Below are 25,509 nucleotides of genomic sequence, written 5' to 3' on the forward strand. Positions count from 1 at the left end.
CCCGGGGGCAGCGTGACCTTTCCTGCCGCTTTTTTTAGTACAACTCTAAATTACTCAACGGGCTGCGCTTGCTCTGAAGCTTTCTCTAAAGCTTGGCTTGGCACGTTGAGCTGTGATTTCTGTGTTTCTGTATCGACAGTGAAGCCTGCCACAAATTTGGCGATCAGCTCCGCTTGGTGTTCCTCGAACAGCCCGTCGATTCCGTCCTGGTGGAGGCCTTTGAATGGTTGCTCGTAGAGATCTGCGATGGTCATCTGCCCTTTGCGGCAAATCTCGCTTTTAAGCAGCCCTAAAAAGCGTTGCTGGAGGGCGCTGAGATTGATGTGATGCGCTTGCACAAACGCGGTAAATTGCCGCTCAATCGCCCCCACGTCCAGGCCGATAATAGTGCGCAGCAGCTGATCAACGCCGGTACTGGACTCCGGGTAAAACTCAGCCAATAGCCCAAGGTCGACGCTGGGGTTTTGTGTGTGCACCAATGCATTGAGGGTATCCAGCTCTGCCTCTGTGACCGGCTCTCCGGCACGGATTTTTTGCAGCACCGGGTCTTTGTCGAAAAGCGGCGTCAGTGTTTTTTCCACTTCTTGCCGGTAGATTTCGTAGTCGACAGTGCGAATATTGGTTTTGCGCTCCTCCACCTGGTAACCCGCGCTGTCCTCTTTGATATCGTAGATAGGGATCGGCGCCGTTGGTGGCACCGCGCCCTTGTCCCGCAGATGGATAACTGTACGGAGCTGCTGGCGGCTATGTTCCAGCTTATCGAAGTCCGGAGCCGCCCAGTATTCATCTTGTTGCAGCGCGTTGACATCCGAGGCTTTGCTGCGCACCTGGTTTAAGTGCATGGATAGGCTGCGCACTTTGCTGAGCACCTGCTCTCTGACGGGCTCCAATAATTTGGGTTGGCAGAGCTGGGCATGCTGGGCCGTGGCGATATCGAGATCCCACTTTAAGGCCTCGCTCTCGCCCCGGATATTACGCCATTGCATCAAGGGGGCCATTTGTTCATAAAGCAGCGCTTTGGTGGCTGGGGCAAACTGCTGCAATACTTCGATCTGGCTCAGCTGCTGCTTGAGCTTCCAGTTATCTTTGATCGCTATAGTGTTGTCATCCAGCGTATCAATATCCTGCTTGATCAATAGGACCATTTTGCCAAAGCTTTGCATCTCGCCGCGCTTGAGGGCCTCCTCCGCATATGCCAGGCGGGCTTCGAAGAGTTTTTGACTGAGGGATTTACTTTGGCGGGGCTCTTCCTCCTCCGGCTCCATTTCGAAATATTCGAAATTGCCCCAGTGGTCAAAGATCAGGAATTTCTTTTTGTCATCGCTGCCATCGGTGGCGGGGCCAAAGAGATTTTGGCACAGGCGGGTACCCCGCCCCACCATCTGCCAGAATTTCACTTTAGATTTTACCGGTTTGGCGAAAACCAGGTTGAGCACCTCGGGCACATCGATACCGGTATCGAGCATATCTACGGAGATGGCCACAGTAATTTCGGAGTCTTTACCATCGGTAGCCTTGAAATCATCGATCAGCTCTTCAGCCCGCTCGTACTTGGAGTGGATCACTCGACAGAAGTTACCCCCGTACTCTGGATACATCTCGGCAAAGAGCGTGTTGAGTAATTCCGCATGCTGAATATTGCGGGCAAACACCATGGACTTGCCCAGTGTTTGGTTGTCGGCCAGGCGCTGGCCGTTATTCATTAGGTTGCACAGGATGGCGCGGTTGGTATCTTTGTTAAAAATGGCTTTATCGATTGCAGCCGCTTTAAAATCCAGCTCATTGGGATCAAAGCCCTGATCTTCCAGCTCGGCGATCTGCTCGTCGCTGAGCTTGTCACCCTGAATACCCTCGCGCAAAAATTGGGTGGTATGGGTGACGACTTTAAAGGGGACCAGGTGCTTGTCTTCAATCGCCTGTTCCAGCGGGTAGTTGGCGGTTGGCATTTTGTAATCACAACCAAACAGCTGACTGGTGGAGCGGCTGATCATTTCAACCGGTGTGGCGGTGAGGCCCAGTTGAAACGCATCAAAGTATTTGAACAGATCACCGAATACATTGTAGATGGAGCGGTGCGATTCGTCGGCGATAATCAGGTCGAAGTAGCCGGGATCAAACTCCTCCATGATTTTCATCATGCCGGGGTAAGTCGCCACGTAAATCTGCGATTTTTTACGGTGCTCTTTTTTGCTCTTGCCGACAATATAGAGCGGTTCGTTGGTAAACTCGTTGTAAGCCTTGCCCGCCTGTTTGCGCAGTTCTTTGCGGTCGCAGAGAAACAGTACACGCTTGGCCCAGCGGGCATCAATCATACGCTTGGTGAGTGCGATAGCGACGCGGGTTTTGCCGGTTCCCGTGGCCTGCACAATCAGGGCTTTGCGGTGACCTTGGCTAAATCGCTCACACACTCTGGATATGGATTCGAGCTGATACATCCGGCCAGCGATATCCGTTGCTACCGGTGTGGTATTGAGATTTTGACGAGTGCTGCGCTGGCCCACAAGGTATTGCAGACTGCTCTTGGAATAGAAACCGTAGAGCTTGCGGGGGGAGACATCTTGCGCATCATCCCAGATAAAGATGTCGTAGCCGTTGGTATAAAAGATGACTGGGCGCTGGCCGTACTTTTTCTCTAGGGAGTCGGCGTAGAGCTTGGCTTGCTGGCGACCCTTTTCAGCCCTCTCTCGTGTGCGCTTGGCTTCGATAACTGCGAGCGGTTTTCCGTTATCGTCCCAGAGTACGTAGTCACAGTAGCCGGTGCCGGTAGCGGTGGGCTGACCATCAACCTCTTCCTCAAAGCTCACTTCATCAGTGTTCTTGCCTTTAACAAGGTCGATATCCCAACCCCGGCTGTGCAATTCCGTATCAATCAGGCGGCGGCGAGTTTGCGCTTCGTTGAGTTCCAGCTGATTTTTGGCATCATCACTGGCTTGTTTGTGTGCACTGATTGCCGCTTTATCGAGCTGGGCTTTTAACTTGGCCGCTTCGCGCTGCGCTTTAAACTCGGCCTGCTGTGCGGCTTCAAGTTCGGTGATGGCCTGCTCAAGACGAGCTTTATGTTCAGCTTCACGTTGTTTACTGGCCTTCAACTCTTTCACGGCGGCCTTGCTTAAGGCTTCAGGCGAAACGGTTTTGGCAGGCTCTTTGAAAGGCGTTAAGTCACCTTTGCTCCCCTTTTTAAAAGACAGCAGTAACCAGCAACTCAGAATATGTGTTTCCTTGAGCAACCAGGGGCCACTACCTTTGCCAAACTTGCCCTCGTGCGCTGCCTTATTGCCCTCTTTGCGAATCGCATGCAATTTATCGATGATGGCCTGGTCGACTACCGAGGCAAAGGCGTGGTTTTCCAGGCGATCGATAAACTTTTCATTGGGCAAGCTGGGTAGGCGCCATTCCCGGTAGACAATACCTACCAGCTTCTCGGCAAAACAGCGAAGCTTAACCAGTGCACTTTGCGGGTCGCTGTAAACGTATTGCTCGGCGTGGCCCGCTAAACTGGCAAGATCTGGCCAGTAAGGTCTTAAGTGCTCAAAATTCTGTGACTGCATAAATTCTATTATTTCCATATCCCTGCTAGTGCAGGTGTCGTGCCAACAACTTAGCGACCATTGATTTACACTGAATTTTCCATCCAGGTGATCAATACCTGTGGTCTCTTCAGCCTCAATAGTTGCGCCGCTTCCTTCTTTACACCACCACTTTCGACCTGCGAACACTCACTATAGTGAATGTGAAATCTCGAAATAAACCCTTTAATATCAACAAGTTGAAATAAAATCCTATCTGCGCCCCACCTCAGGTTAAATACTGTACGCCATCACCCAGCAGCTTAGACCGCACCCTACAGTCCCCAATGGAGACCTGAAAAATGATGGGGCAGTCCCACAAACACCAAAAGATAACGTTTTTTACCTCAAAGTAAACTTATTTACTCTTGCTCTACTTTCCTACCCCAACCTCTAGCCAAGTTTCCCAGTAGTTAATACGCCTACACCTATGCTCCAACTCCAAGCTGGCAGCAGCTAGCTAATGCTCAATTTCTTCACTTTATTCTCAAGGGTTTGGTAGCTATTGAAACCCAACAACTCCGCTGCCTTGGTTTTCTTGCCTTGGGCTACGTCGAATGCGAGGGGAATATAATGCCGCATTACATCATCACATAAGCCCTGTAAATCAATGCCTTTCGATACATCTTTATCCAGCAGCCCCGAATTTTTCTCGGGCATCTGAAACAGTGCCTGACGTACATCCTGTGCACTAATCGTATCCCCCTGACACCACAGCGCTGCTCGCAGCAAGCTGGACTGCAACTCCCGCACATTGCCCCACCATGGGTGCTTGATGATAAGGTTCATCGCACCGGGAGATAGTTTTTTACCCCGTAAACCCACATCTTGCTCACACAGGGCTTCCAAGATTACGCCGGCTAGCAGTGAAAGATCCCCTTCTCGCTCGCGCAATGGTGGCAAGTGCAGTACGCCAACGGCAATGCGGTAGAACAGGTCTTCCCGGAAAGAGGCATTGGCAACGGCCTCCATCAGGTTGCGATGGGTTGCGCTAACCAGACGGACATCCACCCGCTTTTCCCTAGTGCCACCAACAGGAACAAAAGTACCCTCCTGGAGTACTCGCAATAGCCGTACCTGTACGCTGGGCTCCAGCTCACCGAACTCATCTAAAAACAAGGTGCCACCATGGGCCTGCTCGAACACCCCAGCCTTATCGGAGGCTGCACCGGTAAAGGCGCCCTTGGTATGGCCAAACAAAACCGAGTCCACCAGTTCCGAGGGAATCGCACCGCAGTTTAAGGGAATAAAGGGCCGACTGGCCCTATCACTGGCATTGTGGATGGCACGGGCAAACAGCTCCTTGCCAGTGCCGGTCTCACCGTAGATCAATACCGGGACATTGCGCTGGGCCAAAACCTGGGCCTGTGCTTTCAGCCTCTGCATGTCCGGGTTACGGGTAATGATGCTGTCAAAAGCGGCATCTACCGGCGCGACGGCCTCTGCTAGCTGGCTGATTTTTGAGCTGCTCAATTCTTTAGCTGCGGGAATATACTCCGCCGATAATTCAAAAGGCAGGGTTACCTCTTCAACGCCCTCCTCGATCGAGGCTCGATAGAAACGACTGGAATAGCGCGTTTTACCCAACAGTATCCAGATAGATTGCATAGCCGGAGTGCCGGGGCTCAGCAATATAGAGAGCTCGCAGCCTTCGTCTACAAGCCTGGCCAGGTGTTTATCGGCCGCCTCATAGATCGCCGAGAAATCCACCGGTGAGACTAGCGACTCAGGATAGGCCTTAGTCGGTATTTCGACCTGCTGGGAAAGCCAGTGCAAATAGGGATTAACCTCAGCTTCCGGATAGCTGTACAGCAGTTCAACCGCATCAAATGAATGAGACTTTAGGGTGGAGGCTATAGGCCCGAGGGGCCGCCCATCTACTGCACCGTTAGAGGTATTCTTCAAATCGTTGGCGCCTATCCAACTGATCATGACCTGGCGTTTACTACGGCTCATCTGCGAGCTCCAACATATCGCTAATATCACACTGGAATAGGCTGCAATGCGTATCCAGGGCTTCGATGTCGATTTTTTGTACGGTTTCTTTGACTATCAACATCACGGCATTACGGTTGAAACAGATATCATGCAAGGTATCGGCAATCTTCATTTTCCACTTCTCTATCACGCGAGCGAAGTGGCAACACAGTTAACCAAACCTATAGTGAATACAGTAAGAGCGATCATATCTAAAAAATTGAAGAAATTTCAGATGAAATGAAATATTTAAGTGGGAAGGCGGAGTAACTGATGAATTTTTGTACGAGCCTATTCAAGTTGATGGCAGAGTGACGAAGGCTTCTGCAGGCTTAAATTTTAAATAGAAGGCTAAGGCCTAACATTGTAACTGGAAGCAACTTCGTTCATTAAAACCGCTAGCAGTTCTGCATTGCTAGCGGCTATTGTATGAATTTGCCGTTAACTTTCCCCATCGACCCGGAAGTTGGCAACCTCCCAGGCGCGCTCACGGATAACCCGGGCATTATCTTCAAGGTTGGAGGTGCCTGTAGGGTCTCCATCTATTGTGATATCCGGGTTGGACCACTGCTGAATTCTGGGGCCGCCTCGATCCGACGGGCAATTGTAGGCCATCACACTCCTCCAAGTTGAAGGGGTGGTATTGCAGTAGCCGTGGCCATATTCAAACGGCTCCATATTCGAATCACTGTAGATAATATGTCGGGCTCCCAGCAGGTGGCCAATTTCATGGGCAAAGCTGAAGTACCCCGTTGCACACCCTTCCCTTGCGAAAGCAAAGGCTGTTGATTCCGATGCGTAGATCATCTTAGCCAGTCCACATGATCCGCTGTACAAATCATTGCCGGTTAAAACAATCATTACATCTGCACTATACAAGTCTCTTAGTTCGTATAGCTCTTTGGTTTCTGGGTATGCGTCATTCGAAAAGTACTCGCGATCAACATAGAAGCTGCCGCTCTCTGCATAGCTCGTTCTATAAGCGTGAACAATTTCTACCGAGGTATTGACTTCACTATTGGCAAATGAAACATTGGTTTCCTCTTCCAATAAGTCCATGTAGGCGGGTACATCACCGGCGTCTGCCTCAAAGGCATCGGTATAAGCAACTATAACGGTTATTTTTCCACCAGAGTCAGTAGTCGCAATTCCTGAGGTTGTGTTTAGCGCACCAACCTTGGAAGTAAAATCCATTTCTTCAAAGTAGTTACTATCATGGTCGACAAGTGAATTGTCTGGAACCTCAGCGATTGTAACCGCACCGTTTCCGGCAGGTCTCACTTTGTAGAGCCTACCTTCAGATTGTATTGAGCCAACAATTCTACCGTTGTTCTCGGCTAAGGTGATAAACCCTTTTCCATCCTCAGAAAATGCAGATAGTGAAGCCCTATTTTTTGTTGAGCGAATATTTTGCAAGGTAAACCGTTGCTTGCCGAGCTCACTGGGAACCTCAAGGGTACTACCGGGCTTCAAGCTAAAAATCTTGTTATTTAAACTTTTTTTAGTTCTATTTGATATTAGATTTGATCTACTTTCACTCATGGAAGATTCAAAAACAACATGCACATTTTCTTCTGAATGAGCGCCAAATGTAGAAAATAGCAACACGAAAGGCGCAAAAATTTTAAAGCTTTTCACAGACATACTCCCTGTATCTGCTTCTCGGAAAATCAATTTAGAAAGATCCGCACTAAAGATGAAAATAAATCTGTTAATGCAGCCTTTCAAAGGCTGAATAGAAATATTTATTGAAATCCGCAGTGCGCGGCTACTCTATATGATTTTTAACTAAAAAAATATTCTTACGCCTACCAATAATTTAACTTCGCAAATTTTTGACAAGTTACTATCTGAAGAGCAGATAATTTTTTGGAAAATTAAATTCAAATGAAAGCTTAATCACAATCCTTTAAATGGAAACTGAAAATATTTTACTTAACCACTCAATAAATGCTCTAACCCTGGGAGATAAAAAGCGATTCTGGGTGAACACAACCGATACCGGCTCGCTGGGCGGGCGAAAATTGGGCAATATTTCAACTAAATTTCCAGCATCCAATTCTTTTTCTACATGAAACTTTGGAAATTGAGCTAATCCGAGCCCCCGCTTAACGCCATCCAAGTAACTCTCTGTCCCAGTTACCGTCAATTGCGCCGGAACTTGCAACGTCTCTACCCTGTCGCCAAGACAAAAAGAGAGCGGCGTAGACTTCCCAGTCGTTATAGAACGAAGCGCTACAACACGGTGACCATTCAGTTGTTCCAAAGAGCTTGGGTGGCCGTAGTGTTCCAAGTATTGCGGCGATGCGCATGTAAGCCGTTCCAGCATGGTTAAACGCCTGGCAATCAGCTCACTATCCGCCAAGTGTCCATAGCGAATAGCACAGTCGACCCCTTCCTGGACTAAGTCCACCCATCGATCCCCCTCACTCATTACCAAAGAAATGTCAGGATACTGGGCAAAAAATTGGGGGAGTTGCGGCATAACAAAATGACGGGCAATAGTCCCTTGTACGTCTACCCGCACCTCACCGCCTGGCAATAAACCTGTAAATGCCCCTTCTGCTTCCTCTACGTCCGCAAGTATTGAAATACAGCGCTGATAATACAGTTCCCCATCCAGTGTTGCCCTGACCTTGCGAGTCGATCGCTGCAACAACCTGACTCCCAGCCGCTTCTCTAGCCGGTTGATCACCTGAGTCGATGTCGACCTCGGAATCCCAAGATCAGTAGAAGCGGCTGTAAAACTGCCCCGCTCCACAATCCGCACGTACAAGCGCATCGCATCCAGCTTATCCATATCGCCCTATTGTTTGTTTATTTGGAACAATAGATTCCATTTTAGCCGGATTATCTACATGAATAACACGAATAGTATGGAAATACAGCCGAATCAGGGAGCTGCAAGGGCAGCTCCAGTAATCACTACGGAGATCATTATGGAGAAAGTGGCACTGGTAACAGGAGCTTCCCGTGGCATAGGCGCGGCGATCGCCTCTCGCCTCGCAAAGGATGGCTTTACCATTCTGGTGAACTTTGAAAGTAATAATTCAGCTGCCGAAAAGTTGGTAAACCGCATTGAAACCGAGGGTGGCAAGGCGGTTACTGCCCAAGCCGATATCAGTGATCAACAGGCGGTTTCACGCCTATTCAACTCGGCAGAAGTCACCTTTGGCGGAATCAATACTGTCATTAATAATGCGGGCATTATGAAACTAGCCCCTCTGGCAGAATGTGAAGAAGATGATTTCGATCGTCAGGTAGCTGTAAATCTTAAGGGCACCTTCAATGTCATGCGTGAAGCCACCGCAAGGCTTCAAGAAGGCGGCCGGATTGTCAACTTATCCTCGAGTGTCGTCGACTTGTGTATGCCGAATTACAGCGTATATGCGGCGACCAAGGCAGCTGTTGAAGCTCTGACCCAGGTAGTCGCCAAGGAAATGCGGGGGAGAGATATCACTGTGAATGCCGTCGCCCCAGGGCCTACGGCTACCGAGCTCTTCCTGTCGGGAAAGACTGATGAAATGGTGGGAACTCTTGCCAAAATGTCGCCACTTGAGCGATTGGGAAGGCCTGAAGATATTGCGAATACCGTTGCCTTTTTAGTCAGTGAGCAAGGTGGCTGGATCAACGGCCAAGTTATACGAGCCAACGGTGGAATTATCTAACTTCACAGCCAATGCCCGCTTCAACTTAACAATCTCCAACTGATCGTTATACCAGTTGGAAAGAGGACTAAAAACCAATGGTCGATCAAGCCCAAGTACCGTCGGCTAAATACATCAGGGATACCCTTATCGCTGCAACTATTGCCAGTGCAGCAGCATTCACTTGCTCTATGTTAGAACTACCACCCTGGGCTATGTTTGTTGGCTGGGTTGCTTTCTTTACCCAGCCAAACTCTGCCTTCAGCGCAATCTCCAGTGGGATTTGTGTTGCTCTGGGAATATTGATGGGGATGACAGCAGCTATAGTTAATGCTCTATTACTACCAATGATGGGCAATATTGCCTTCGCAGTTACAGTGTTTTCCGTTGCATTTGTGGTGGTATCGCTAAGAGGACTACCACTTGTAGGTAATATCATTGCCTGGTTTTTAGGGTTAATCACTTTCTTTGCAGCCCATCCAGCCAACGTTCTATCTGGAGTGATTGGGCTGACAATAGTGACCGCTCTAGGCATCCTCGCTGGCTATTGCTGCTCCTACCTACAATCTCTTACTGGAGAAAGTAAAGCTAATTGATAGTCAGGGAGTCTCGGCATAATTCAGTAATGTCCTACAGGCCTTAAGAGGCTCCCTGATTTTAAGCTGGTAATCCCAATTTATGTTCAAAACTATATAAATTGAGCGTTAAATCGTATCCCCCCTCTCTCAATTCACACCGCAAATATCCAGTATCCTATTCATTAGATCATTATTTCTACTACTTAACATACGCGATACGGTATAGTGGTTTTTATTTTTCAAAAGTATATATTCGCACGGGCTTTTCGTTTGCTGTAGCTTCCCACAGTACCTTTTTGACTGGTCAATAAATTCCGCAGTCTCATCATCGCCTACTGCAACAATCGCTTTGGTGAAACATCTAATATCGCCAAAAATGGGACTCAAATTGGTAACGTCATCTTCTGATAAACGCAGAGATTCATTGAGATAAGATTGCCTCATCTTTGTTAAATCATAGAACCCGCTTAACATAATAGCGCCGCTAATTGAGCTACGGACTTCAGGTGTCCACTCAAATTCTAAAATTTTAGCAACAAGAAAGGCCCCAACAGAGTGACCACAGATCACTATATTACTGGGTTTGCCATTCCAGCGATCAATATTCTTATATATCCATAAGAATGCCTTTATATTTTGCTCAATAATTTTTTTAACACTGACGGCGGGCGCCAAATCATAGTTGACCAAAGCAACTGTACACCCGGCCGCTACAAAGGGCTTGGCAATGTACCGGTATTGCTTTTTATCTAGCGCCCGGAAATACCCGCCGTGGATGAACACAAAAACCGGTGCATTAGGAGATTTAGCAGGGAATATATCAACCTTTTCACCGGGGTTATCTCCGTAGCTGATATCCAGTGAGTTTCTCAGGGTTTGCGTGGCCAAATAGCTTTGTAGCTCATTGATTAGCAGATGGACTCTACCAAATGGGTGCCGCTTGCGCAGATTAAACTGATCATCATACTCACTCATTCTATGTTTCAACTCCGCAAGTGCTGGCATAAACTGCCTATTTTACACTAAAGGTTCTTTCTAGAGTCTAAGGAGCCTCCAAACAACTCCGTAACTCCCCTTGCTTGTGTGGCGGGCCTATTTAGCACAGAAAGCATCCTACAAAGGAAGAGACCCTATAATAATAAACACCTGTAGAGGCCTAAATATGTGTCAACTATTTCAACAACTCAGATATCGCGGATAAATGGTAGAAAGCCATCTCACTTTTGCTAGCCCAAACAGAGAAATACAATTTCTTCCAAACATTCTGATCTATATATAACGCCTATAGTTAAACTTTTAGTTTTATCCTACAAATTTTGAACTACAGATCCGCAGAGGACCAAAAGAATGTTAAAGCGTTTAACCGTGTCTATTCTAAGCCTCGTAATTCTGTGCGGCGTACCCTTCGTATTATCTCAAGAAAACCCAAAACCTTTTGTTTTCACTGCCATTCCAGACCAGGACCCGGAGCGCTTACAAAAACGCTTTGGCAAAGTTGCACAGTATTTGTCCGACACGCTTAGGGTTGAAGTTAAGTACTTACCGGTGAAGTCCTACAGCGATACGGTTAAAGCCTTTAAAAATAACAAAGTTCAATTGGCCTGGTTCGGCGGATTTACTGGAGTACAGGCCCGTATTGCGGAGCCTGGCGCCAAGGCCATTGCCCAGGGAGAAGGAGATCAAAATTTCACCTCCTATTTTATTGCGAATAAAAGTACTGGGCTCACTCCCTCAAAAGAGTTCCCCCGTGGTATTGAGGGTATGACCTTTGCTTTTGGTTCAGAGCACTCCACTTCTGGGCGGCTAATGCCGGAGTATTTTATTAGAAAAGCACTGGGCAAGCCCCCGGCCGAGGTGTTCAGCCGTGTAGGCTTTGCCGGCGACCACTCCAATACCCTCAATCTAGTGCAGTCTGGGAAATATCAGGTGGGCGCCCTGAATCACAAAGTGTGGGAGAACGAAAAGAAAGCCGGCAAAGTGGATGAGAGCAAGGTGCAAGTAATCTGGAAAACCCCAGGATATCCAGATTACAACTGGACAATTCGTGGGGATGTCGATGAAACCTGGGGCAACGGTTTCTTAGACAAGGTCCAGCAGGCGATTTTGAATATGCGGGACCCTAAACTACTTGCCGCATTTCCCCGCAAAGGGTTTATCAAAGCCGACAACTCAATGTACCAGCCAATCGTCGAGACCGCTCACGAAATTGGCTTGTTGAATAATGAGTAAGCGAGCTGTTGGCCCTGCCGACCGACCTGGTTCTTACTTAAGAACTCTCCGGGGAAGACAGGTCCTGCAAACGCTCCCTGATAATAGTTGCCAATCTCAGTGCGCCGGGGCCGATATCATCCCGGTTAGGAAAGATCAGATACATAGGGACCTCTCTTTTACCTCCTCCTTCAAGGGGCAACAGTTTTAGACTTCCCTCAATAAGCTCATTAAGAATTTTATCTTCCGGTAACCAAGAAAAACCGTACCCCTGACAGGCGGCTCTGATCAAAGAAGACATGCTGCTTAGCGTCCATCGCTTAGCGACGTCAACCGTAAGCGTTTTACTTCCGCGCTGGGGGTTAGTATCCCGAACCACCAAATGCCGGTGATTACGGAGATCTTTCATTGTCAACGGGCGATCCAACTTATGTAGGGGATGGCTGGGGTGCGCCACGGGAACAAGCCGGGCAGGAGCCGGCAGTAACTCACCGTTGTAGCCCTGGGGGATTCTAGGACTGATCGCAAAATCGACCCGCCCTTCATTTAAAGCCTCCAAAGCACCACTGATCACCATTTCATGGACTTCAATACGGGTCTGGGGGCTCTCTTTACCAAATAGCGCAAGGCAGTCCAGTAGCAACCATATTGGGAATAGCACCTCTACAGAAATCGCAATCTGGGACTCCCATCCAGCCGAGGCCCGGTTAGCGGCCTGCTCTATTGCAGAGGCATCCTCCAGCAATTGCTTTGCATGCCGGTAAAGCATCTCACCAGCGGCAGTCAGAATCGCCTTGCGTCCACTAATCGTGAAAACCGCTACTGCCAGTAGTGATTCCAACTTCTGCACTGAATAGCTTACCGAGGACTGACTCTTGTGCAGAAGCTCGGCGGCCTTTGCATACCCTCCCCCTTCAACTACCGCTATCAAGCAACGCCACTGCTCAAGAGTGATCTTTGGGTTTGCTAATTGTGTCAACTGTTGGCTCATGATCGAATTTTTAGATAGAAATAAGCAAATAATTCTAATTTTTAATCAATTTAATGAATGTTTCAATAGCTTCATACAAAGTTAGTTACGAGGAAGCAGTCATGGCAAAGGTACTCAACATTAAGTCCAGCCTCTTTCAAGAGAACGGCCAGTCATCTCAACTTACGGACAATTTCATAGCGAGCTGGAAGGCTAATAACCCGGATGATGAAATCATCCATCGTGACTTGGTATCCGAGCCTGTACCTCATCTGAGCCTGGAGCACTTTCAAGCCCACAACACGCCAGCTGATAGCCGTTCAAACAAGCAAAGTGAAATTGCAGAACTTTCGGACAAGCTGATAGAGGAGATATCATCGGCAGATCTGCTGGTGCTAGGTATCCCGATGTATAACTTCAACGTCCCGTCTAATTTGCACACCTACTTCGACTTTATTGCACGTGCCGGGGTAACATTCCGATATACCGAAAACGGCCCTGAGGGCTTATTAAGGAACAAAAAAGCCGTCGTTTTAATTTCACGAGGTGGTGTTTATGGTGATGACCATCCCCAAAGTAATTATCTTCGACAGTTCCTTGGGTTTATTGGCATTACTGATGTGGAGTTTGTCTATGCTGAAGGCTTGGCGATGGGAGATGAAGCAAAGGAAAAGGCGTTGGCCACGGCAAAAGAGCGTATTGCTGAGCTAGTGTGAAACGTGACTTGGGGGGCAGATTCCCCCCCCCTCTGCCTCAATCAGAAAAAATAGCCCGCTACGTTGTTAAAGCTGAACATAGCAAGTCAGTATCAACTTTCACCAGCTTGACTCATCAACGAAAGGCAGATCTCTTTCTTTTTTTATAGTGCCAATTCTCTCCTTCATTTCGGTATAGCTAGATATCTCTTCTAGGGCGTTCTCCTCGGCGTGACCGGCTTTTTGCTCCACCGTGCCGGTTATAACCTGGCTCCCTTCCTCAATTTTAGAAAGCTTCAAATTTTCCATAAAGCTCCAAAGGGGGGATTTGGCGAGCTTCCCAGATTTCCTGGTATGAGAGTGATACCACCCATCTAAACCGAACTGATCATCGTTGTAGGCGACGTGGAGGAAATGTTTGGTTGACAAGCAGGTATAAAGATCAATTTTTCCATAATCGTCATATCCAACTTTGTACCAAGTCCTCTCATTAATCTTGAACCCTTGAGTATTATCACCTTTCGAGTGGGGAATGAGCATACCAAGAATAAACTGCTTGAATTGGTCCCCATCAGGAAGATAGTGGATTCGAAGCATAGCTGGATCACATAACTGAATCACTCGTACATCAAAGAAAACGGTCCCAATAGTTAAAGCGCAATCCTCCCCAAACTTGACGCTGCATTGAGCCATAATCTGATGAAAATTAAACCATACGTATGAACTTTCATCCTCCCACCGAGCCTCATCACCATTAAACCTCGGGTAACTTTCATCATCTTGTATAGGCGTAGTATAAGGGGCACCACCAGTGCCCGCTTGAGCTTGTAGATTCCTTTTCCCAGAAAATGAGAGATGCCAATCACCTAGGTCGTAGTGGTGCACCGGCGCTCTATCAAATGGCAGCCAATGGATATCATCAACTTGCAATATAATTGGGAGATCTAAATCTAGTAAGTCCGCACTATCCACCCCTCTTGGCCACTCTTCTTCAATCCTGGCGGTATCGTTCTGTAGAGTGCTGGCTTCTACTTGTAAACTTTCATCGGCACTAGAGAGTTCCAAACATTGCATAAAACTCCACAAGGGAAGTTTACTTACTTGCAAAGCTTTTTTACTAGGCATATGGTACGGTGGCCAGAATTGGTTAACTATATATGCAACATGAAGAAGATGCTTATCTGACAGGGGGGTGTACAGGTTAAAACAGCAATTTAAGTTTCGATTCCCATCAATAATTTCATACCAATTCCGCCCATTGATTTCGTGCTCTTGGATTTCATCCATGTTACCCGCACTAAAGCAACCTAGATGCCCCATACTCAGTAGCAGGTCTTGCTTGTCACTATGCTGCTTGAAAATATACGATTTCAACTGGCTACGATCAGAAATATCGATCGTTCCAGGCTTGGCCGGTTTTCGTATCTGGATTACTCGGATATCCAGGGCAATAGTTCCTATCGTCCAAGCTTCATTCCATTCAGGTCCTAAACTAGCAATCGCCGCAATAGGATGAAGCCTAAACCAAATATAAGGACTCTCATCATCCCATTGAGGCTCCGTATCATTGAACTTTGAATAACTTTCTTCACTGTGAATAGGAGTATAACGTGAGGTATATCTAGAGTTCTCACCAGGTTGCGCTCTCGATTCTCCATAAAATGATAAATGCCAGCCACCTAAATCATACTGATATTTCTCTGAGGAACTAAATGGACAGCAATATATGTCATCTATCTGCTCAATAATCGGGAATCTTAAGTCCAGAGAATTTACATCAAACATATTCAGTTCCAGCAAGTTCTAAATTCGCTTAACCCTGCTTACACAAGTAGAGTCACTATCACTATCTCAAATAGATTTTTTATTATAACTTTTTATTCAGCAGAACCTATCTATCGAGAAAGCATCAATAGGCATCCAACCTCTACCTCTAAGGTATAGACTTTATCACAGGGAAGTCCTTCTTCACTTTGGACAGTTTCAGGTTATCCATAAAATCCCACAAAGGGGATTTGCTGATTCGTAAAGCTTTTTTACTTGGGGTATGGTACGGTGGCCAGAAGTGGCTCGGTTCGTAGGTAATTTGTAAGAGGTGCCTGTCTGATAACTGGGTATATAAATTAAAGCGCCAATTTAGATTTCGGCTTCCATCAACGACTTCATACCAGCTTCTCCCCTTAATCTTGTGCTCTTGTATCTCATCCAAACCCCATGCAGTAAAGGAATCGTGATAACCCTTTTCCAGCAATTTATCACAGTTTTCATTATGCATTTTGAAAATAAACTGCTTTAGTTGATTATGGTCAGAAACATTAAAAAGCCTAGATTGAGTTGACTCCCCTACCTGAATTACCCGGAAATCAAAGGAAGCAGCTCCAACAATCATAAAATCAGCCAACCCCACTTTCACACTACAGATCGTTGAGAGCGGGTATAGGCAAAACGAGATATAAGAAAACTCCCTCCCCCACTGAGACTTCATTTTATCGCGCCTGGAATAACTATGGCTCTCATCGATAAGGGTAGCAACTGGCGCATACTTGCTGTTGTCAAAGACTTTTTGCCATCTCTGCCCGAAAAATGAAAGGCTCCAGTCTCCCAAAAAATATTGAAATGATGATGCCCTACGAAATGGAAGCCAATATATGCCTTTAACTTGTTCGATAAGGGGATAACATAAGTCTAAAGGATTCATGTCGGCCACAATTATCTCCCACCACTGTTAGTTTTATTTCTATATTCTCGACTACATGACAGTACTTGCTCGTAGAACTAAGATTTTTAATAATCCAGATCTTTCAACCCTTTACCTCTGAAATGGTCTGTTCTTCTCTCTAAGGCACCAGTAGCAATGCTTGCAAATCCTGCCGCCTCTTTACACCTTTTTGAAATAGAGTGAAACCCCAAGCGCACCACCATGATCCGTGAAATCCAGATAGCAATTTGACATAGCCTCCCTTTGAACCAGAGAAAGTAACCTATTTAAATCATAGTTATTCATCTGCATTCTTGGAGCCATAAAAGGATCGCCTTTAAGAAGGTTAAGGATATTCCCTGAAAAAGGCACAGTACTGCTCAAAAATGAAGTCAACCTTTTCAGTTTTGAAGTTTTGGTGTATGAAAAATGGGCAACGCAAACCCCACCCGATTCTAACTTATCAAGCAGAAGACGAAACAGTCTTTGCCCTTTTTTAACAGGGATATGTTGAAACACTATAAAGGAGTGTATGAAGTTGAATTTCCCTTGAGCTAGAGAAAGCTTCTCATCAGCTTTCACAAATTCAATATTCTTTAAGCCTTGCTCATGACTATTTTTTCTAGCCTCCATAAGCATCGAATCAGATATATCAACACCTGTAACATCTTCAGCAATATACGCTAAAGGGATCGCTACTCTTCCAACTCCACAGCCAAAATCAAGCGCCCTTTTGACGACAAAGCCATCATCTACATGCCGCTTCACTTTTGTCAGTATATTGTGAACATGGCTTTGCCCCGTTTTAAAGAAATCTTGCTTCGCGCTATCTGTTAAGTTTTCCTTCCTAAATTTTTCTTCGGTTAGAACACCGTAATAAGCATCTTCTTTGCCAAACTTTTCCCACTCTTTGTCAGAGTCAGCAATAAACATCCACATTCTCCCGCTACTACCTCACTCACTCCAAATCTAAGGCTATTTGAAATAAGCAATTCCATTTCACCACGAATACGAGACGATTGTATCAAGAAATGTATTTCCAAAACGAATATTTATAGGGTACCAATGTACCACTTCCATCCTCAAGGAACTCAAAGCATATTGACGTCTTTGGTAAGTCAGCTTCATTCAGGTTAAGTATTTCTTACAGAGACCCCAATCCTGTTTAGCTGCAACTTGATTCCACAATATATGGTTGATAGATAAGTATAAGTAACCCACCAAGGCACTGCATTTTGACAACTGAACTATCAGAAATAGTGAGCTTTTACTAAACGAATAGAGTTGCCTTCTCGATATAATTCAATGCGTTGAGCCCCTACAACTCTAATTAGGGGCTATAAGTTTGAGGCGGTTATCACATAAAAGAATATTTGTTTTTGAAATGTAGTAAAAAGGCTATTGTTAGCTGTTCACCGCATCATCCATATACTTCACTGACTCTCCAATAGAAATAGAGAACACGCCAGCATTGCCATTAATATATTCACGTTTCCATGAATTATAGCCGTCCTCATAATCAGGTATCTCACACTCCCCCATTAGTTCAGATATGCTTGCCCCTAGCGCCTCAATTGAAAACGGCATATGGGTAATTTCCTCAATGACCTCTCCACTATTAGGGTTATCAATTTTAATGCCTGAAATCTGAACATGTACCACCATTGAATCGTACTTAGACTCTTCAATTTTTAATATGATAGCCCGCGAATCTTCCTCGCCCTCTCGATTATCATATTTCCACACTTGACCTTCTTTAACTTTTAAATCCATCCCGACTCTTCACCTTAAATTAGCTGTTAATAACATTTATGCAATATCGGTGCTTCCTCGCATGCTCCATAGACGTAATAGTCTATGAACGTCCATATCAGGCTTCTATACTGCGCTCTATCTAGCTTAGAAGTGAGGTTCAATCACGTATGGATAGCTACTCACCTTGCCAGGGATTAGCATTTTGACTCCAAACACTATTCGGCTTCTTGATTTAAATCATTGCTGATGTTTCATTACTTCAGCGAATAATTTAAAACAATGACTTCTTGGCGGTGCTGGAACTAAAAGAGGTTCACTTTGTATCTTGAGACTCGCAGTAGCACCCTATTCAGGGATCTTGTGGCTTATGGGGGACCAGAAAGTAAAAAGCCAGGCCCATTAACCTGGCCTGGCTTTATTTACTTTATAGTTAAAGCTCTGTTAAAGCGCTTCGGCCGCTTCTGGTCTCTCATTTTTTTCTGACGAAATGTCTTGTTTAGCCAGCTCCACTTCCTGCTTATGCACTCTCTTGCCAAACAACCGCTGCACCACAACAAAGAACAGTGGGATAAAGAAAATTCCCAGTAGAGTTCCAACAATCATGCCGCCGAACACACCGGTACCGATTGCCCGTTGGGCACCTGAGCCAGCTCCGGTTGCTATGGCTAAGGGCAACACCCCCAAACCAAAAGCGAGAGATGTCATTAAAATCGGGCGTAACCTGTCCCGTACAGCTCGCATCGTGGCATCTACCAGTTCCATACCGTCTTCCAGATTCTGTTTCGCAAACTCCACAATCAGGATGGCATTTTTACTGGTTAGCCCCACTGTAGTCAGCATCGCGACTTGGAAGTAAATGTCGCGCTCCATGCCCCTTAGGCTATTGGCCAGTACTGCACCCAGGATTCCCAAAGGAGCCATCAATAGTACTGCTGTCGGTACGGTCCAGCTTTCATAGAGAGCAGCCAAACACAAGAACACGATCAAAAGGGACAAGGTATACAGCAATGGAGTTTGTGCTCCAGCAGAGCGCTCTTGATATGAGAGACCACTCCACTCCATACCAATACCTGCGGGTAGTTGCGCCACTAGGCGCTCAACCTCTTCCATTGCCTCACCAGAGCTGACTCCGGGTGCAGCCTGCCCATTAACCTGCATTGAGGGAACGCCGTTATAGCGCTCCAAGCGGGGGGAACCGTACTCCCAGCCAAAACTGGCAAAGGATGATAGCGGTACCATATCGCCCTTATCGTTGCGCACTGACCACAACTGGAAGTCTTCCGGGACCATCCTAAAGGGAGCATCAGCCTGCATATACACGCGTTTTACCCGCCCGCGATCGATAAAGTCATCAATATATGAACCGCCCCATGCTGTACTCAAAGCGCTGTTAATATCGTCGATAGACAAGCCAAGCGCAGCTGCTTTTGCATTATCAATTTTTACACGGAATTGCGGGGTATCTTCTTGGCCATTGGGGCGAACATTAGCCAAAAGTTCACTCTGCCCGGCCATTCCCAGAAACTGGTTCCTGGCTGCAGTTAAAGCCTCATGACCCAAACTGCCATTATCCTGAAGATAAAAGTTGAAACCACCAGAAGAACCCAACTCGGGGAGCGGCGGAGGTGCGAAAGCGAAAGCCATCGCATCTTTAATTTGCATCAAGGCACCCATCGCGCGCATGGCGACAGACCCAGCGCTCTGAGACTCTTCTTCACGCTGGGACCAATCTTCCAAATTTACAAAAGCAATACCGGTATTTTGCCCGCTACCGGCAAAGCTGAACCCCTGTACCGAGAATACTGATTTCACGATACCCTGCTCATTGTTCAGGAACTGGTCCTCTACTTTTCGGATAGAGTTCATAGTGCGCTCCTGGGTTGCCCCCACCGGCGCCTGCACCATGGAGAACAGCACACCCTGATCCTCATCCGGCAGGAACGAACTGGGCAACCGTAGGAATAGGAAGGCCATGACTGCGGAAAGCGCAACAAACAACAGCATAAAACGACCGCTGCGCTTCAAAATACCTTGCACTCCACCTTGATAGCGCTGGCTACCTCGATCAAAGTTGCGATTGAACCAGCTAAAAAAGCCCTTCTCCCCATGCCCCTCCCCTTTGGATATTGGCTTCAGCAAGGTCGCACAAAGCGCTGGTGTCAGGATAATCGCCACCAACACTGACAACGCCATAGCTGCAACAATCGTGGCGGAGAACTGACGGTAGATCACGCCGGTGGCGCCATCCATAAATGCCATAGGCACAAACACTGCCGACAAAACTACGCCAATGCCAATCAGTGCCGCAGTAATCTGGTGCATCGACTTCTTAGTGGCCTCTTTGGGGGAGAGCCCTTCCTCCCGCATCACCCGCTCGACATTCTCCACCACCACAATGGCGTCATCCACAAGCAGGCCAATGGCAAGCACCATGGCAAACATCGTGAGCATATTGACTGAGAATCCCAGCGAAGCGAGTACGGCAAAAGTACCCATTAGCACCACTGGTACCGCAATCGTCGGAATCAATGTGGCACGGAAGTTCTGAAGAAACAGATACATCACCAGAAATACCAGGACGATCGCTTCAATCAAGGTAGAGATAACACCCTTAATAGATGCCTCAACAAACGGTGTCGTATCGAATGGTACTACCGAAGTCAGGCCACGGGGAAAGTAAGCCTCCAGCTCCTTCAACTTGGCTTTCACCCCATCAGCCGTTTCCAGGGCATTGGCCCCAGTCGCCAAGTTAATAGCGATGCCGGTTGCAGGCTGGCGGTTGTAACGGGAAATAAACTCGTAATTCTCCGCACCTAGCTCGACCCGAGCTATATCGCCGAGGCGCAAGAGCGAGCCGTCGTCATTGGCTCTGACGATAATATCCCGGAACTCCTCAGGGGTTTGCAAGCGCTCCTGGGAAGTAATTGCCGCATTTAGCTGTTGCCCTGGAATAGAGGGAGCAGCACCGAGGCTTCCGACCGTAACTTGTGCATTTTGGGCCCGCACTGCATCGGTAACATCACTAGGGGTAAGTTCATAGGTGGTGAGCTTATTGGGATCGAGCCAAATCCGCATCGCGTACTTGGAACCAAATACCTGCACATTGCCCACGCCTGGCACCCGGCTGATCGGGTCAACAATGGCCGAATTGATATAGTCAGCAATATCATTGCGGTTCATGCTGCCGTCTTCAGACACAAAGCCGGCGACCATTAGGAAGCCACCTCGAGACTTACTAACATTTACTCCTTGTACCTGGACCTCCTGTGGCAGCAGCGGCATCGCCAGTTGCACTTTGTTTTGCACCTGGACCTGGGCTGTATCCGGGTCAGTTCCATTCTCGAAAGTTAAAGAGATTGAAACACCACCGTTGGATTGACTGGTGGCGGACATATAAAGGAGACCATCGAGGCCCTTCATGTTGCGTTCGAGGATTTGAGTAACCGAATCCTCAACCACCTTGGCGGAAGCGCCTGGATAATTTGCCTCTATATTGATCGACGGTGGCGCGATATTTGGATAGCGCTCAACTGCCAGCTCGCCGATAGACAACACACCTGCCAGTATCGTGATAATTGCCAGCACCCAGGCAAAGATGGGCCGATTGATAAAAAAACTTGCCATAACCCCTACCCTTAAGACCCCTGCTGTGCAGGCGCTTCGCCAGCCTGTTGATCGCCTTCAGCCGCCGGCAGCTGCTCATTTTCGCGCTCGCTGGCCTGTACCGGTGCTCCCGGGCGAATTTTCTGCAGCCCGGCGACTACGACCCGGTCCCCGGCCTTGAGCCCATCTTCCACTAGCCAGCGATTGCCAATCGTACGACTAACCCGCACAGATCGCTGGGCAACCACATTTTCCTCATTCACTACCATGGCTGAGGTGTTGCCCTTAGGGTCCCGCGCAATTCCCTGCTGAGGTACCAGAATTGCGTCTTCACGGACACCACTACCGACAATTGCGCGCACATACATGCCCGGCAAAAGCATGGTGTCCGGGTTTGGGACAACTACTCGCAACAATACGCTGCCCGTTGAGGGGTCGACACTGGCTTCGGCAAACTCCAGCTTGCCCTGGTGTTCAAATTCGCTGCCATCTTCTAATAGGATTGTCACAGGTAGATGAGTGGCGTCGGCCAGTGTTCCCGCTTGAAGCGCTCGACGGAGGCTAACAAGCTCAGCTGCCGACTGGGTAACCTCAACATAGATCGGATCTAGTTGCTGCACAGTAGCCAAAGTTCCGGCCTGATTGGCCGTTACCAGAGCGCCTTGAGTAACTGTAGATTTGCCAATTCGGCCTGTAATCGGAGAAGTGACCCGCGCATATTCCAACTGGATTTCCGCCCTGTGCAGCTCCGCCTGAGCTGCGGCTACATCGGCTCGGGCCTCCTGAAGATCGGCTTCCGCAGCATCATTTTCCTGCGTGCTAACAGCACCATTCCCCACCAGGTTCGCAGTGCGCTCGGCTTTGAGGCGAGCAATGTTCATAGCCGCCTTTGCGCCTTGCAAACTTGCTCTGGCACTATCGACGTCAGCACGATAAAGAGCGTCATCTAGCTGGTAAAGCGGCTGATTTGCACTAACTTGGCCACCTTCACGGAACAATTGGCGTTTTATGATGCCATTAACCTGCGGGCGAACCTCGGCCACTTTAAAAGGTGAAGTCCGCCCCGGCAGCTCCCTGGTAAGGGTGACGGATTCCGGCTGAAGTGTGACTACGGTCACTTGGGGGGCCATTCCCGGTGGAGCCGAAGCTTCCTCGTTACATCCCGCCAACAATGCGGAAGCGACCAAAAGGCTGGTGAGAGCGCGGGCTTTTAACATGGTTACCTCTAAAAGTGACTGCGCGGACAAAATACTGGCAGTTAGCGGAATTTTTAAGTGACAAGGAAATCTGAGTAAAGTAGCGTGGCATTTTATGAGTACGTAGGAAACAGGATCAACTGTTCATAATCGTGCAATTTTCATCTAACATGCACTTTCACCCAGTATATTCAAGGGTTTGCACATAAAACCCCTTTGCGCACCTGCGGTTAAACGCTGCAAAAATGAGCCAGAGTGAAACTAATAATTGATTAAAGAAGCCGCTGTTCCTTATGACCAAACGCAGAGATGAGCAAATTTTGACCACCCGTGAGCGTATATTAAACGCTGCGCTCAATGTGTTTCATGAATATGGAGTGTGTCGCCCTTCCCTTTCCGAAGTCGCAAAGCTGGCTGGAGTTAGTTGCGGTGCTGTTGCCGACCACTTTCACAGCAAAACCGGTTTGCTGCTCGCTCTGACAGAACGCATGGTACTACCCGGCGAACAACTTTGTAATAACGCCGGCGAGCAACTCAACGCCAATCCCCTCGGTACACTGCGAACCCGCTGGGTGTGGCTGTTTCAGGAAATTGCTTGTAACCCAGAGTGGCAGCAGGTACTTGAGATTATCTTCCATCCCTGTGAAGAAAAGGTTACCGAGAACAATGAAGCCCACTTGCGTATGAAGCAAGGGCGCACCCGCGGGCTTGAGCGAATGGCACAACTGATTGCCCTCGCAGTATCCGAGCGCCAACTGCCCGAAGATCTTGATACAGACCTCGCGATGCAGATGTTACACGGTGGCCTGTTCGGTGTGATTGAAACTTGGCTCTTATCCTCAAGAATTGAAGATATCGGCGAACTCGGTGAACGCTATATCGACTCTCTGATCGATATGATCCGCTTCTCCCCCACCATGCGCTTAAGTTCACGGTTGGTCCACACCCTGCACTAACGCACCTTATCCTTATCTACTTCGGTGGGGCATACTGCTTTGCAGTTTTCACCTCACCATAAGTACCTTTTCTCTTTTATGCTCATTGGAAGTCCCAAACTGGTTATTTTGGCCCTGAAATCATCGATTACCGCAATGTCAAACTTCTTTTTTCAGGCAAAACATTTAACTATTACTCATTAATCCAATTTTGTTGAATCAGAAGGCAAGTACTCTACCGGGAAACAGGCATGCTCTCCTTCCCCAATAGCCATAAAAAAGACCATGGCACTGTCTTTATCCAACTTCAGCAGACTCTCAAACTCTTCATCGTAAAAAGCGCCCGCTATAAATACGTCTTGCTTAAGAGAGTGTGCATAGAGAAATATATTCTCAGATAGATGGCCGGCTTCAAGGTAAGCCATCCGATAGATACGGGAATGACGATACTTGGACCAGAACCGATTAAATTTGCAGACAAAGCAAATATTAACTGCGGCACCCTCGGCATAGGGCTGACCGACCAGCAAGCGGCGGATCTTATCATGGCTAACAGGACCTCCGACTTTGGTCAATCCATGATCAATTGGATTGTAAAGGTAAATACCAGGATCAATCCCCTGTACCGAATGCACTATCAGGTAAATATCTGTAGCTTGTAAGGCGCCGCCAGCAGGGCTGCTGCGAAAATATCCAAAATAATTTATTTTGTCTGAGTGGGCCTTATAAAACTTTTCAACAAACGGAGAAGTACGAAATTTTACACAATGAAAAAGTATTTTTTCCAAAAGCTCACGTTTTAAAGTGGTACCCGGTACAAATTTTCGTGAAGAAAACCGGGTCCCAAACACAGACTCCAACTGATTGGTGGTAGGAAAGCTATTCAGTGGAATATCCACTTCTGGATAATTGTACTTGCCTTTAGCCTTTTCCGGCACCTGTTTACAGTAGTCAACATACTGTCCTACCCAAGATACCCTGGGATCTTCACTAGCCCCTTCTTTGCCCTCAGTCGAGGGCGGTAACGAAAGCTTGGTGCCATAATGGTAAAACCAGGATAGTACATCCCAACCCCATTGTTTCCGAGCTAAATCACCACTGATGAAGGCTCCATTACTTTGAAGGAAATCTGCTGCCTTAGTTTCTCCTGTCTGCACATCGGAATAAAATTTATCCAGAATATTTATGAGGGTTTCTTTATCCAAAGCCCACTGATCGTGATGAACAACATCCCACAAGATGACTTCATTTTCACTGAAATAGAGAAAGAAATTATCTAATAAAGCAGCGCCTTTCATCATCGCTTAACCATCATATTTACTAGAACTGGTAAAAAAACTAGAAAGGCAGAATCGATAAATTCTTGATTTGTCTGTATTAGCCCTGAGTGAGACGTCCCTCATTTTCAAGGGCCATCTCACTTTTTGTGAAAAACTACCTTCTATTAACAGGTAGTGTAGACTGTGACACAAACTCCCAGAGCATAGGGTGTTGCGTCTTCTATATATACCCTTTTCATGATAAATCCCTCCATTCAAACTACTTTAAATTACTCCTTCAACTGAGTACTAGTATAAAATGCACACATTTCCTAGATCGAATTGATATATGAGAGCTAATAAAATACTCAATTGCGCCTAAACTGAGTACGCTGATATGAAATTAAAAATTTACAGAAAGG

19 protein-coding genes are annotated in these 25,509 nt (G+C 47.2%); 5 read left to right on the forward strand and 14 right to left on the reverse strand.

The genetic code is table 11. The annotated features are described in order from the left end of the window. Positions 1 to 50: 50 nt before the first annotated feature. The 5 genes from ACJJIL_RS10475 to ACJJIL_RS10495 form a co-directional block, all read right to left on the reverse strand. Positions 51 to 3,566, reverse strand: a complete 3,516-nt coding sequence (locus tag ACJJIL_RS10475; RefSeq protein ID WP_445361909.1) for a DEAD/DEAH box helicase family protein — start codon at positions 3,564 to 3,566, stop codon at positions 51 to 53. A gap of 456 nt (positions 3,567 to 4,022) precedes the next feature. Then, a complete protein-coding gene (locus ACJJIL_RS10480) occupies positions 4,023 to 5,522 on the reverse strand; it encodes a sigma-54 interaction domain-containing protein (protein WP_445361910.1) in 1,500 nt (499 codons plus the stop codon). Then, complete coding sequence (locus ACJJIL_RS10485; protein ID WP_445361911.1) at positions 5,512 to 5,676, reverse strand: helix-turn-helix domain-containing protein; 165 nt, start codon at positions 5,674 to 5,676, stop codon at positions 5,512 to 5,514. The genes ACJJIL_RS10480 and ACJJIL_RS10485 overlap by 11 nt, the downstream gene beginning before the upstream one ends. A gap of 308 nt (positions 5,677 to 5,984) precedes the next feature. Further along, the gene (locus ACJJIL_RS10490; protein WP_445361912.1) at positions 5,985 to 7,181 is read right to left on the reverse strand and encodes a M12 family metallo-peptidase; all 1,197 of its coding nucleotides are present in this window, start codon (positions 7,179 to 7,181) and stop codon (positions 5,985 to 5,987) included. A 271-nt stretch (positions 7,182 to 7,452) separates the two neighbouring features. After that, a complete protein-coding gene (locus tag ACJJIL_RS10495) occupies positions 7,453 to 8,343 on the reverse strand; it encodes a LysR family transcriptional regulator (protein WP_445361913.1) in 891 nt (296 codons plus the stop codon). A 58-nt stretch (positions 8,344 to 8,401) separates the two neighbouring features. Here ACJJIL_RS10495 and ACJJIL_RS10500 point away from each other — a divergent pair, with 58 nt between their 5' ends. Both ACJJIL_RS10500 and ACJJIL_RS10505 read left to right on the forward strand, forming a co-directional pair. Next, entirely contained in the window at positions 8,402 to 9,211 is an 810-nt protein-coding gene (locus ACJJIL_RS10500) for an SDR family oxidoreductase (RefSeq protein WP_445361914.1), read from the forward strand. A gap of 77 nt (positions 9,212 to 9,288) precedes the next feature. Beyond that, the gene (locus ACJJIL_RS10505) at positions 9,289 to 9,786 is read left to right on the forward strand and encodes a DUF1097 domain-containing protein (protein WP_445361915.1); all 498 of its coding nucleotides are present in this window, start codon (positions 9,289 to 9,291) and stop codon (positions 9,784 to 9,786) included. Positions 9,787 to 9,915: 129 nt separating this feature from the next. Here the strand turns inward: ACJJIL_RS10505 and ACJJIL_RS10510 are convergent, their stop codons facing one another. After that, a complete protein-coding gene (locus tag ACJJIL_RS10510) occupies positions 9,916 to 10,743 on the reverse strand; it encodes an alpha/beta hydrolase (RefSeq protein WP_445361916.1) in 828 nt (275 codons plus the stop codon). Between the two features lie 372 nt (positions 10,744 to 11,115). Here ACJJIL_RS10510 and ACJJIL_RS10515 point away from each other — a divergent pair, with 372 nt between their 5' ends. Continuing rightward, positions 11,116 to 11,997 (forward strand): putative selenate ABC transporter substrate-binding protein, encoded by an 882-nt coding sequence (locus ACJJIL_RS10515; RefSeq protein WP_445361917.1) that lies wholly within the window; start codon positions 11,116 to 11,118, stop codon positions 11,995 to 11,997. Between the two features lie 37 nt (positions 11,998 to 12,034). Here the strand turns inward: ACJJIL_RS10515 and ACJJIL_RS10520 are convergent, their stop codons facing one another. Continuing rightward, complete coding sequence (locus ACJJIL_RS10520; RefSeq protein WP_445361918.1) at positions 12,035 to 12,955, reverse strand: LysR family transcriptional regulator; 921 nt, start codon at positions 12,953 to 12,955, stop codon at positions 12,035 to 12,037. A gap of 113 nt (positions 12,956 to 13,068) precedes the next feature. Between ACJJIL_RS10520 and ACJJIL_RS10525 the strand changes: the two genes are divergently transcribed. Continuing rightward, positions 13,069 to 13,662, forward strand: a complete 594-nt coding sequence (locus ACJJIL_RS10525) for an FMN-dependent NADH-azoreductase (protein WP_413665747.1) — start codon at positions 13,069 to 13,071, stop codon at positions 13,660 to 13,662. A gap of 99 nt (positions 13,663 to 13,761) precedes the next feature. Here the strand turns inward: ACJJIL_RS10525 and ACJJIL_RS10530 are convergent, their stop codons facing one another. From ACJJIL_RS10530 to ACJJIL_RS10555, 6 genes are all read right to left on the reverse strand, one after another. Next, positions 13,762 to 15,426, reverse strand: coding sequence for a hypothetical protein (locus ACJJIL_RS10530; RefSeq protein WP_445361919.1), 1,665 nt, complete (start codon positions 15,424 to 15,426; stop codon positions 13,762 to 13,764). Between the two features lie 148 nt (positions 15,427 to 15,574). Further along, a complete protein-coding gene (locus tag ACJJIL_RS10535) occupies positions 15,575 to 16,348 on the reverse strand; it encodes a hypothetical protein (RefSeq protein ID WP_445361920.1) in 774 nt (257 codons plus the stop codon). Positions 16,349 to 16,519: 171 nt separating this feature from the next. After that, positions 16,520 to 17,272 carry a class I SAM-dependent methyltransferase gene (locus ACJJIL_RS10540; protein ID WP_413665744.1) on the reverse strand — a complete coding sequence of 251 codons (753 nt, stop codon included), beginning with the start codon at positions 17,270 to 17,272 and terminating at the stop codon, positions 16,520 to 16,522. Positions 17,273 to 17,743: 471 nt separating this feature from the next. After that, complete coding sequence (locus ACJJIL_RS10545; RefSeq protein WP_445361921.1) at positions 17,744 to 18,112, reverse strand: hypothetical protein; 369 nt, start codon at positions 18,110 to 18,112, stop codon at positions 17,744 to 17,746. 423 nt (positions 18,113 to 18,535) lie between these two features. Further along, a complete protein-coding gene (locus tag ACJJIL_RS10550) occupies positions 18,536 to 21,718 on the reverse strand; it encodes an efflux RND transporter permease subunit (protein WP_445361922.1) in 3,183 nt (1,060 codons plus the stop codon). Between the two features lie 11 nt (positions 21,719 to 21,729). After that, the gene (locus ACJJIL_RS10555; RefSeq protein ID WP_444941794.1) at positions 21,730 to 22,914 is read right to left on the reverse strand and encodes an efflux RND transporter periplasmic adaptor subunit; all 1,185 of its coding nucleotides are present in this window, start codon (positions 22,912 to 22,914) and stop codon (positions 21,730 to 21,732) included. Between the two features lie 272 nt (positions 22,915 to 23,186). On the opposite strand from ACJJIL_RS10555, the gene ACJJIL_RS10560 reads away from it, so the two are divergent. After that, positions 23,187 to 23,849: a TetR family transcriptional regulator gene (locus tag ACJJIL_RS10560; RefSeq protein ID WP_444927753.1), complete on the forward strand. Its 663-nt coding sequence runs from the start codon at positions 23,187 to 23,189 to the stop codon at positions 23,847 to 23,849. A gap of 179 nt (positions 23,850 to 24,028) precedes the next feature. Here the strand turns inward: ACJJIL_RS10560 and ACJJIL_RS10565 are convergent, their stop codons facing one another. Then, the gene (locus tag ACJJIL_RS10565) at positions 24,029 to 25,129 is read right to left on the reverse strand and encodes a SagB/ThcOx family dehydrogenase (RefSeq protein WP_444941795.1); all 1,101 of its coding nucleotides are present in this window, start codon (positions 25,127 to 25,129) and stop codon (positions 24,029 to 24,031) included. Positions 25,130 to 25,509: the final 380 nt, after the last annotated feature.

This window comes from Microbulbifer maximicatervae (SeqCode) (genome assembly GCF_052468095.1).

Excerpts from the sequence above, each read along its gene's own strand:
- ACJJIL_RS10565 (WP_444941795.1), bottom strand. The coding sequence starts at position 25,129 with ATGATGAAAGGCGCTGCTTTATTAGATAATTTCTTTCTCTATTTCAGT.
- ACJJIL_RS10545 (WP_445361921.1), bottom strand. The coding sequence starts at position 18,112 with ATGGATTTAAAAGTTAAAGAAGGTCAAGTGTGGAAATATGATAATCGA.
- ACJJIL_RS10525 (WP_413665747.1), top strand. The coding sequence starts at position 13,069 with ATGGCAAAGGTACTCAACATTAAGTCCAGCCTCTTTCAAGAGAACGGC.
- ACJJIL_RS10540 (WP_413665744.1), bottom strand. The coding sequence starts at position 17,272 with ATGTTTATTGCTGACTCTGACAAAGAGTGGGAAAAGTTTGGCAAAGAA.
- ACJJIL_RS10555 (WP_444941794.1), bottom strand. The coding sequence starts at position 22,914 with ATGTTAAAAGCCCGCGCTCTCACCAGCCTTTTGGTCGCTTCCGCATTG.
- ACJJIL_RS10515 (WP_445361917.1), top strand. The coding sequence starts at position 11,116 with ATGTTAAAGCGTTTAACCGTGTCTATTCTAAGCCTCGTAATTCTGTGC.
- ACJJIL_RS10505 (WP_445361915.1), top strand. The coding sequence starts at position 9,289 with ATGGTCGATCAAGCCCAAGTACCGTCGGCTAAATACATCAGGGATACC.
- ACJJIL_RS10560 (WP_444927753.1), top strand. The coding sequence starts at position 23,187 with ATGACCAAACGCAGAGATGAGCAAATTTTGACCACCCGTGAGCGTATA.
- ACJJIL_RS10495 (WP_445361913.1), bottom strand. The coding sequence starts at position 8,343 with ATGGATAAGCTGGATGCGATGCGCTTGTACGTGCGGATTGTGGAGCGG.
- ACJJIL_RS10480 (WP_445361910.1), bottom strand. The coding sequence starts at position 5,522 with ATGAGCCGTAGTAAACGCCAGGTCATGATCAGTTGGATAGGCGCCAAC.
- ACJJIL_RS10510 (WP_445361916.1), bottom strand. The coding sequence starts at position 10,743 with ATGAGTGAGTATGATGATCAGTTTAATCTGCGCAAGCGGCACCCATTT.
- ACJJIL_RS10530 (WP_445361919.1), bottom strand. The coding sequence starts at position 15,426 with ATGTTTGATGTAAATTCTCTGGACTTAAGATTCCCGATTATTGAGCAG.
- ACJJIL_RS10500 (WP_445361914.1), top strand. The coding sequence starts at position 8,402 with ATGAATAACACGAATAGTATGGAAATACAGCCGAATCAGGGAGCTGCA.
- ACJJIL_RS10550 (WP_445361922.1), bottom strand. The coding sequence starts at position 21,718 with ATGGCAAGTTTTTTTATCAATCGGCCCATCTTTGCCTGGGTGCTGGCA.
- ACJJIL_RS10475 (WP_445361909.1), bottom strand. The coding sequence starts at position 3,566 with ATGGAAATAATAGAATTTATGCAGTCACAGAATTTTGAGCACTTAAGA.
- ACJJIL_RS10485 (WP_445361911.1), bottom strand. The coding sequence starts at position 5,676 with ATGAAGATTGCCGATACCTTGCATGATATCTGTTTCAACCGTAATGCC.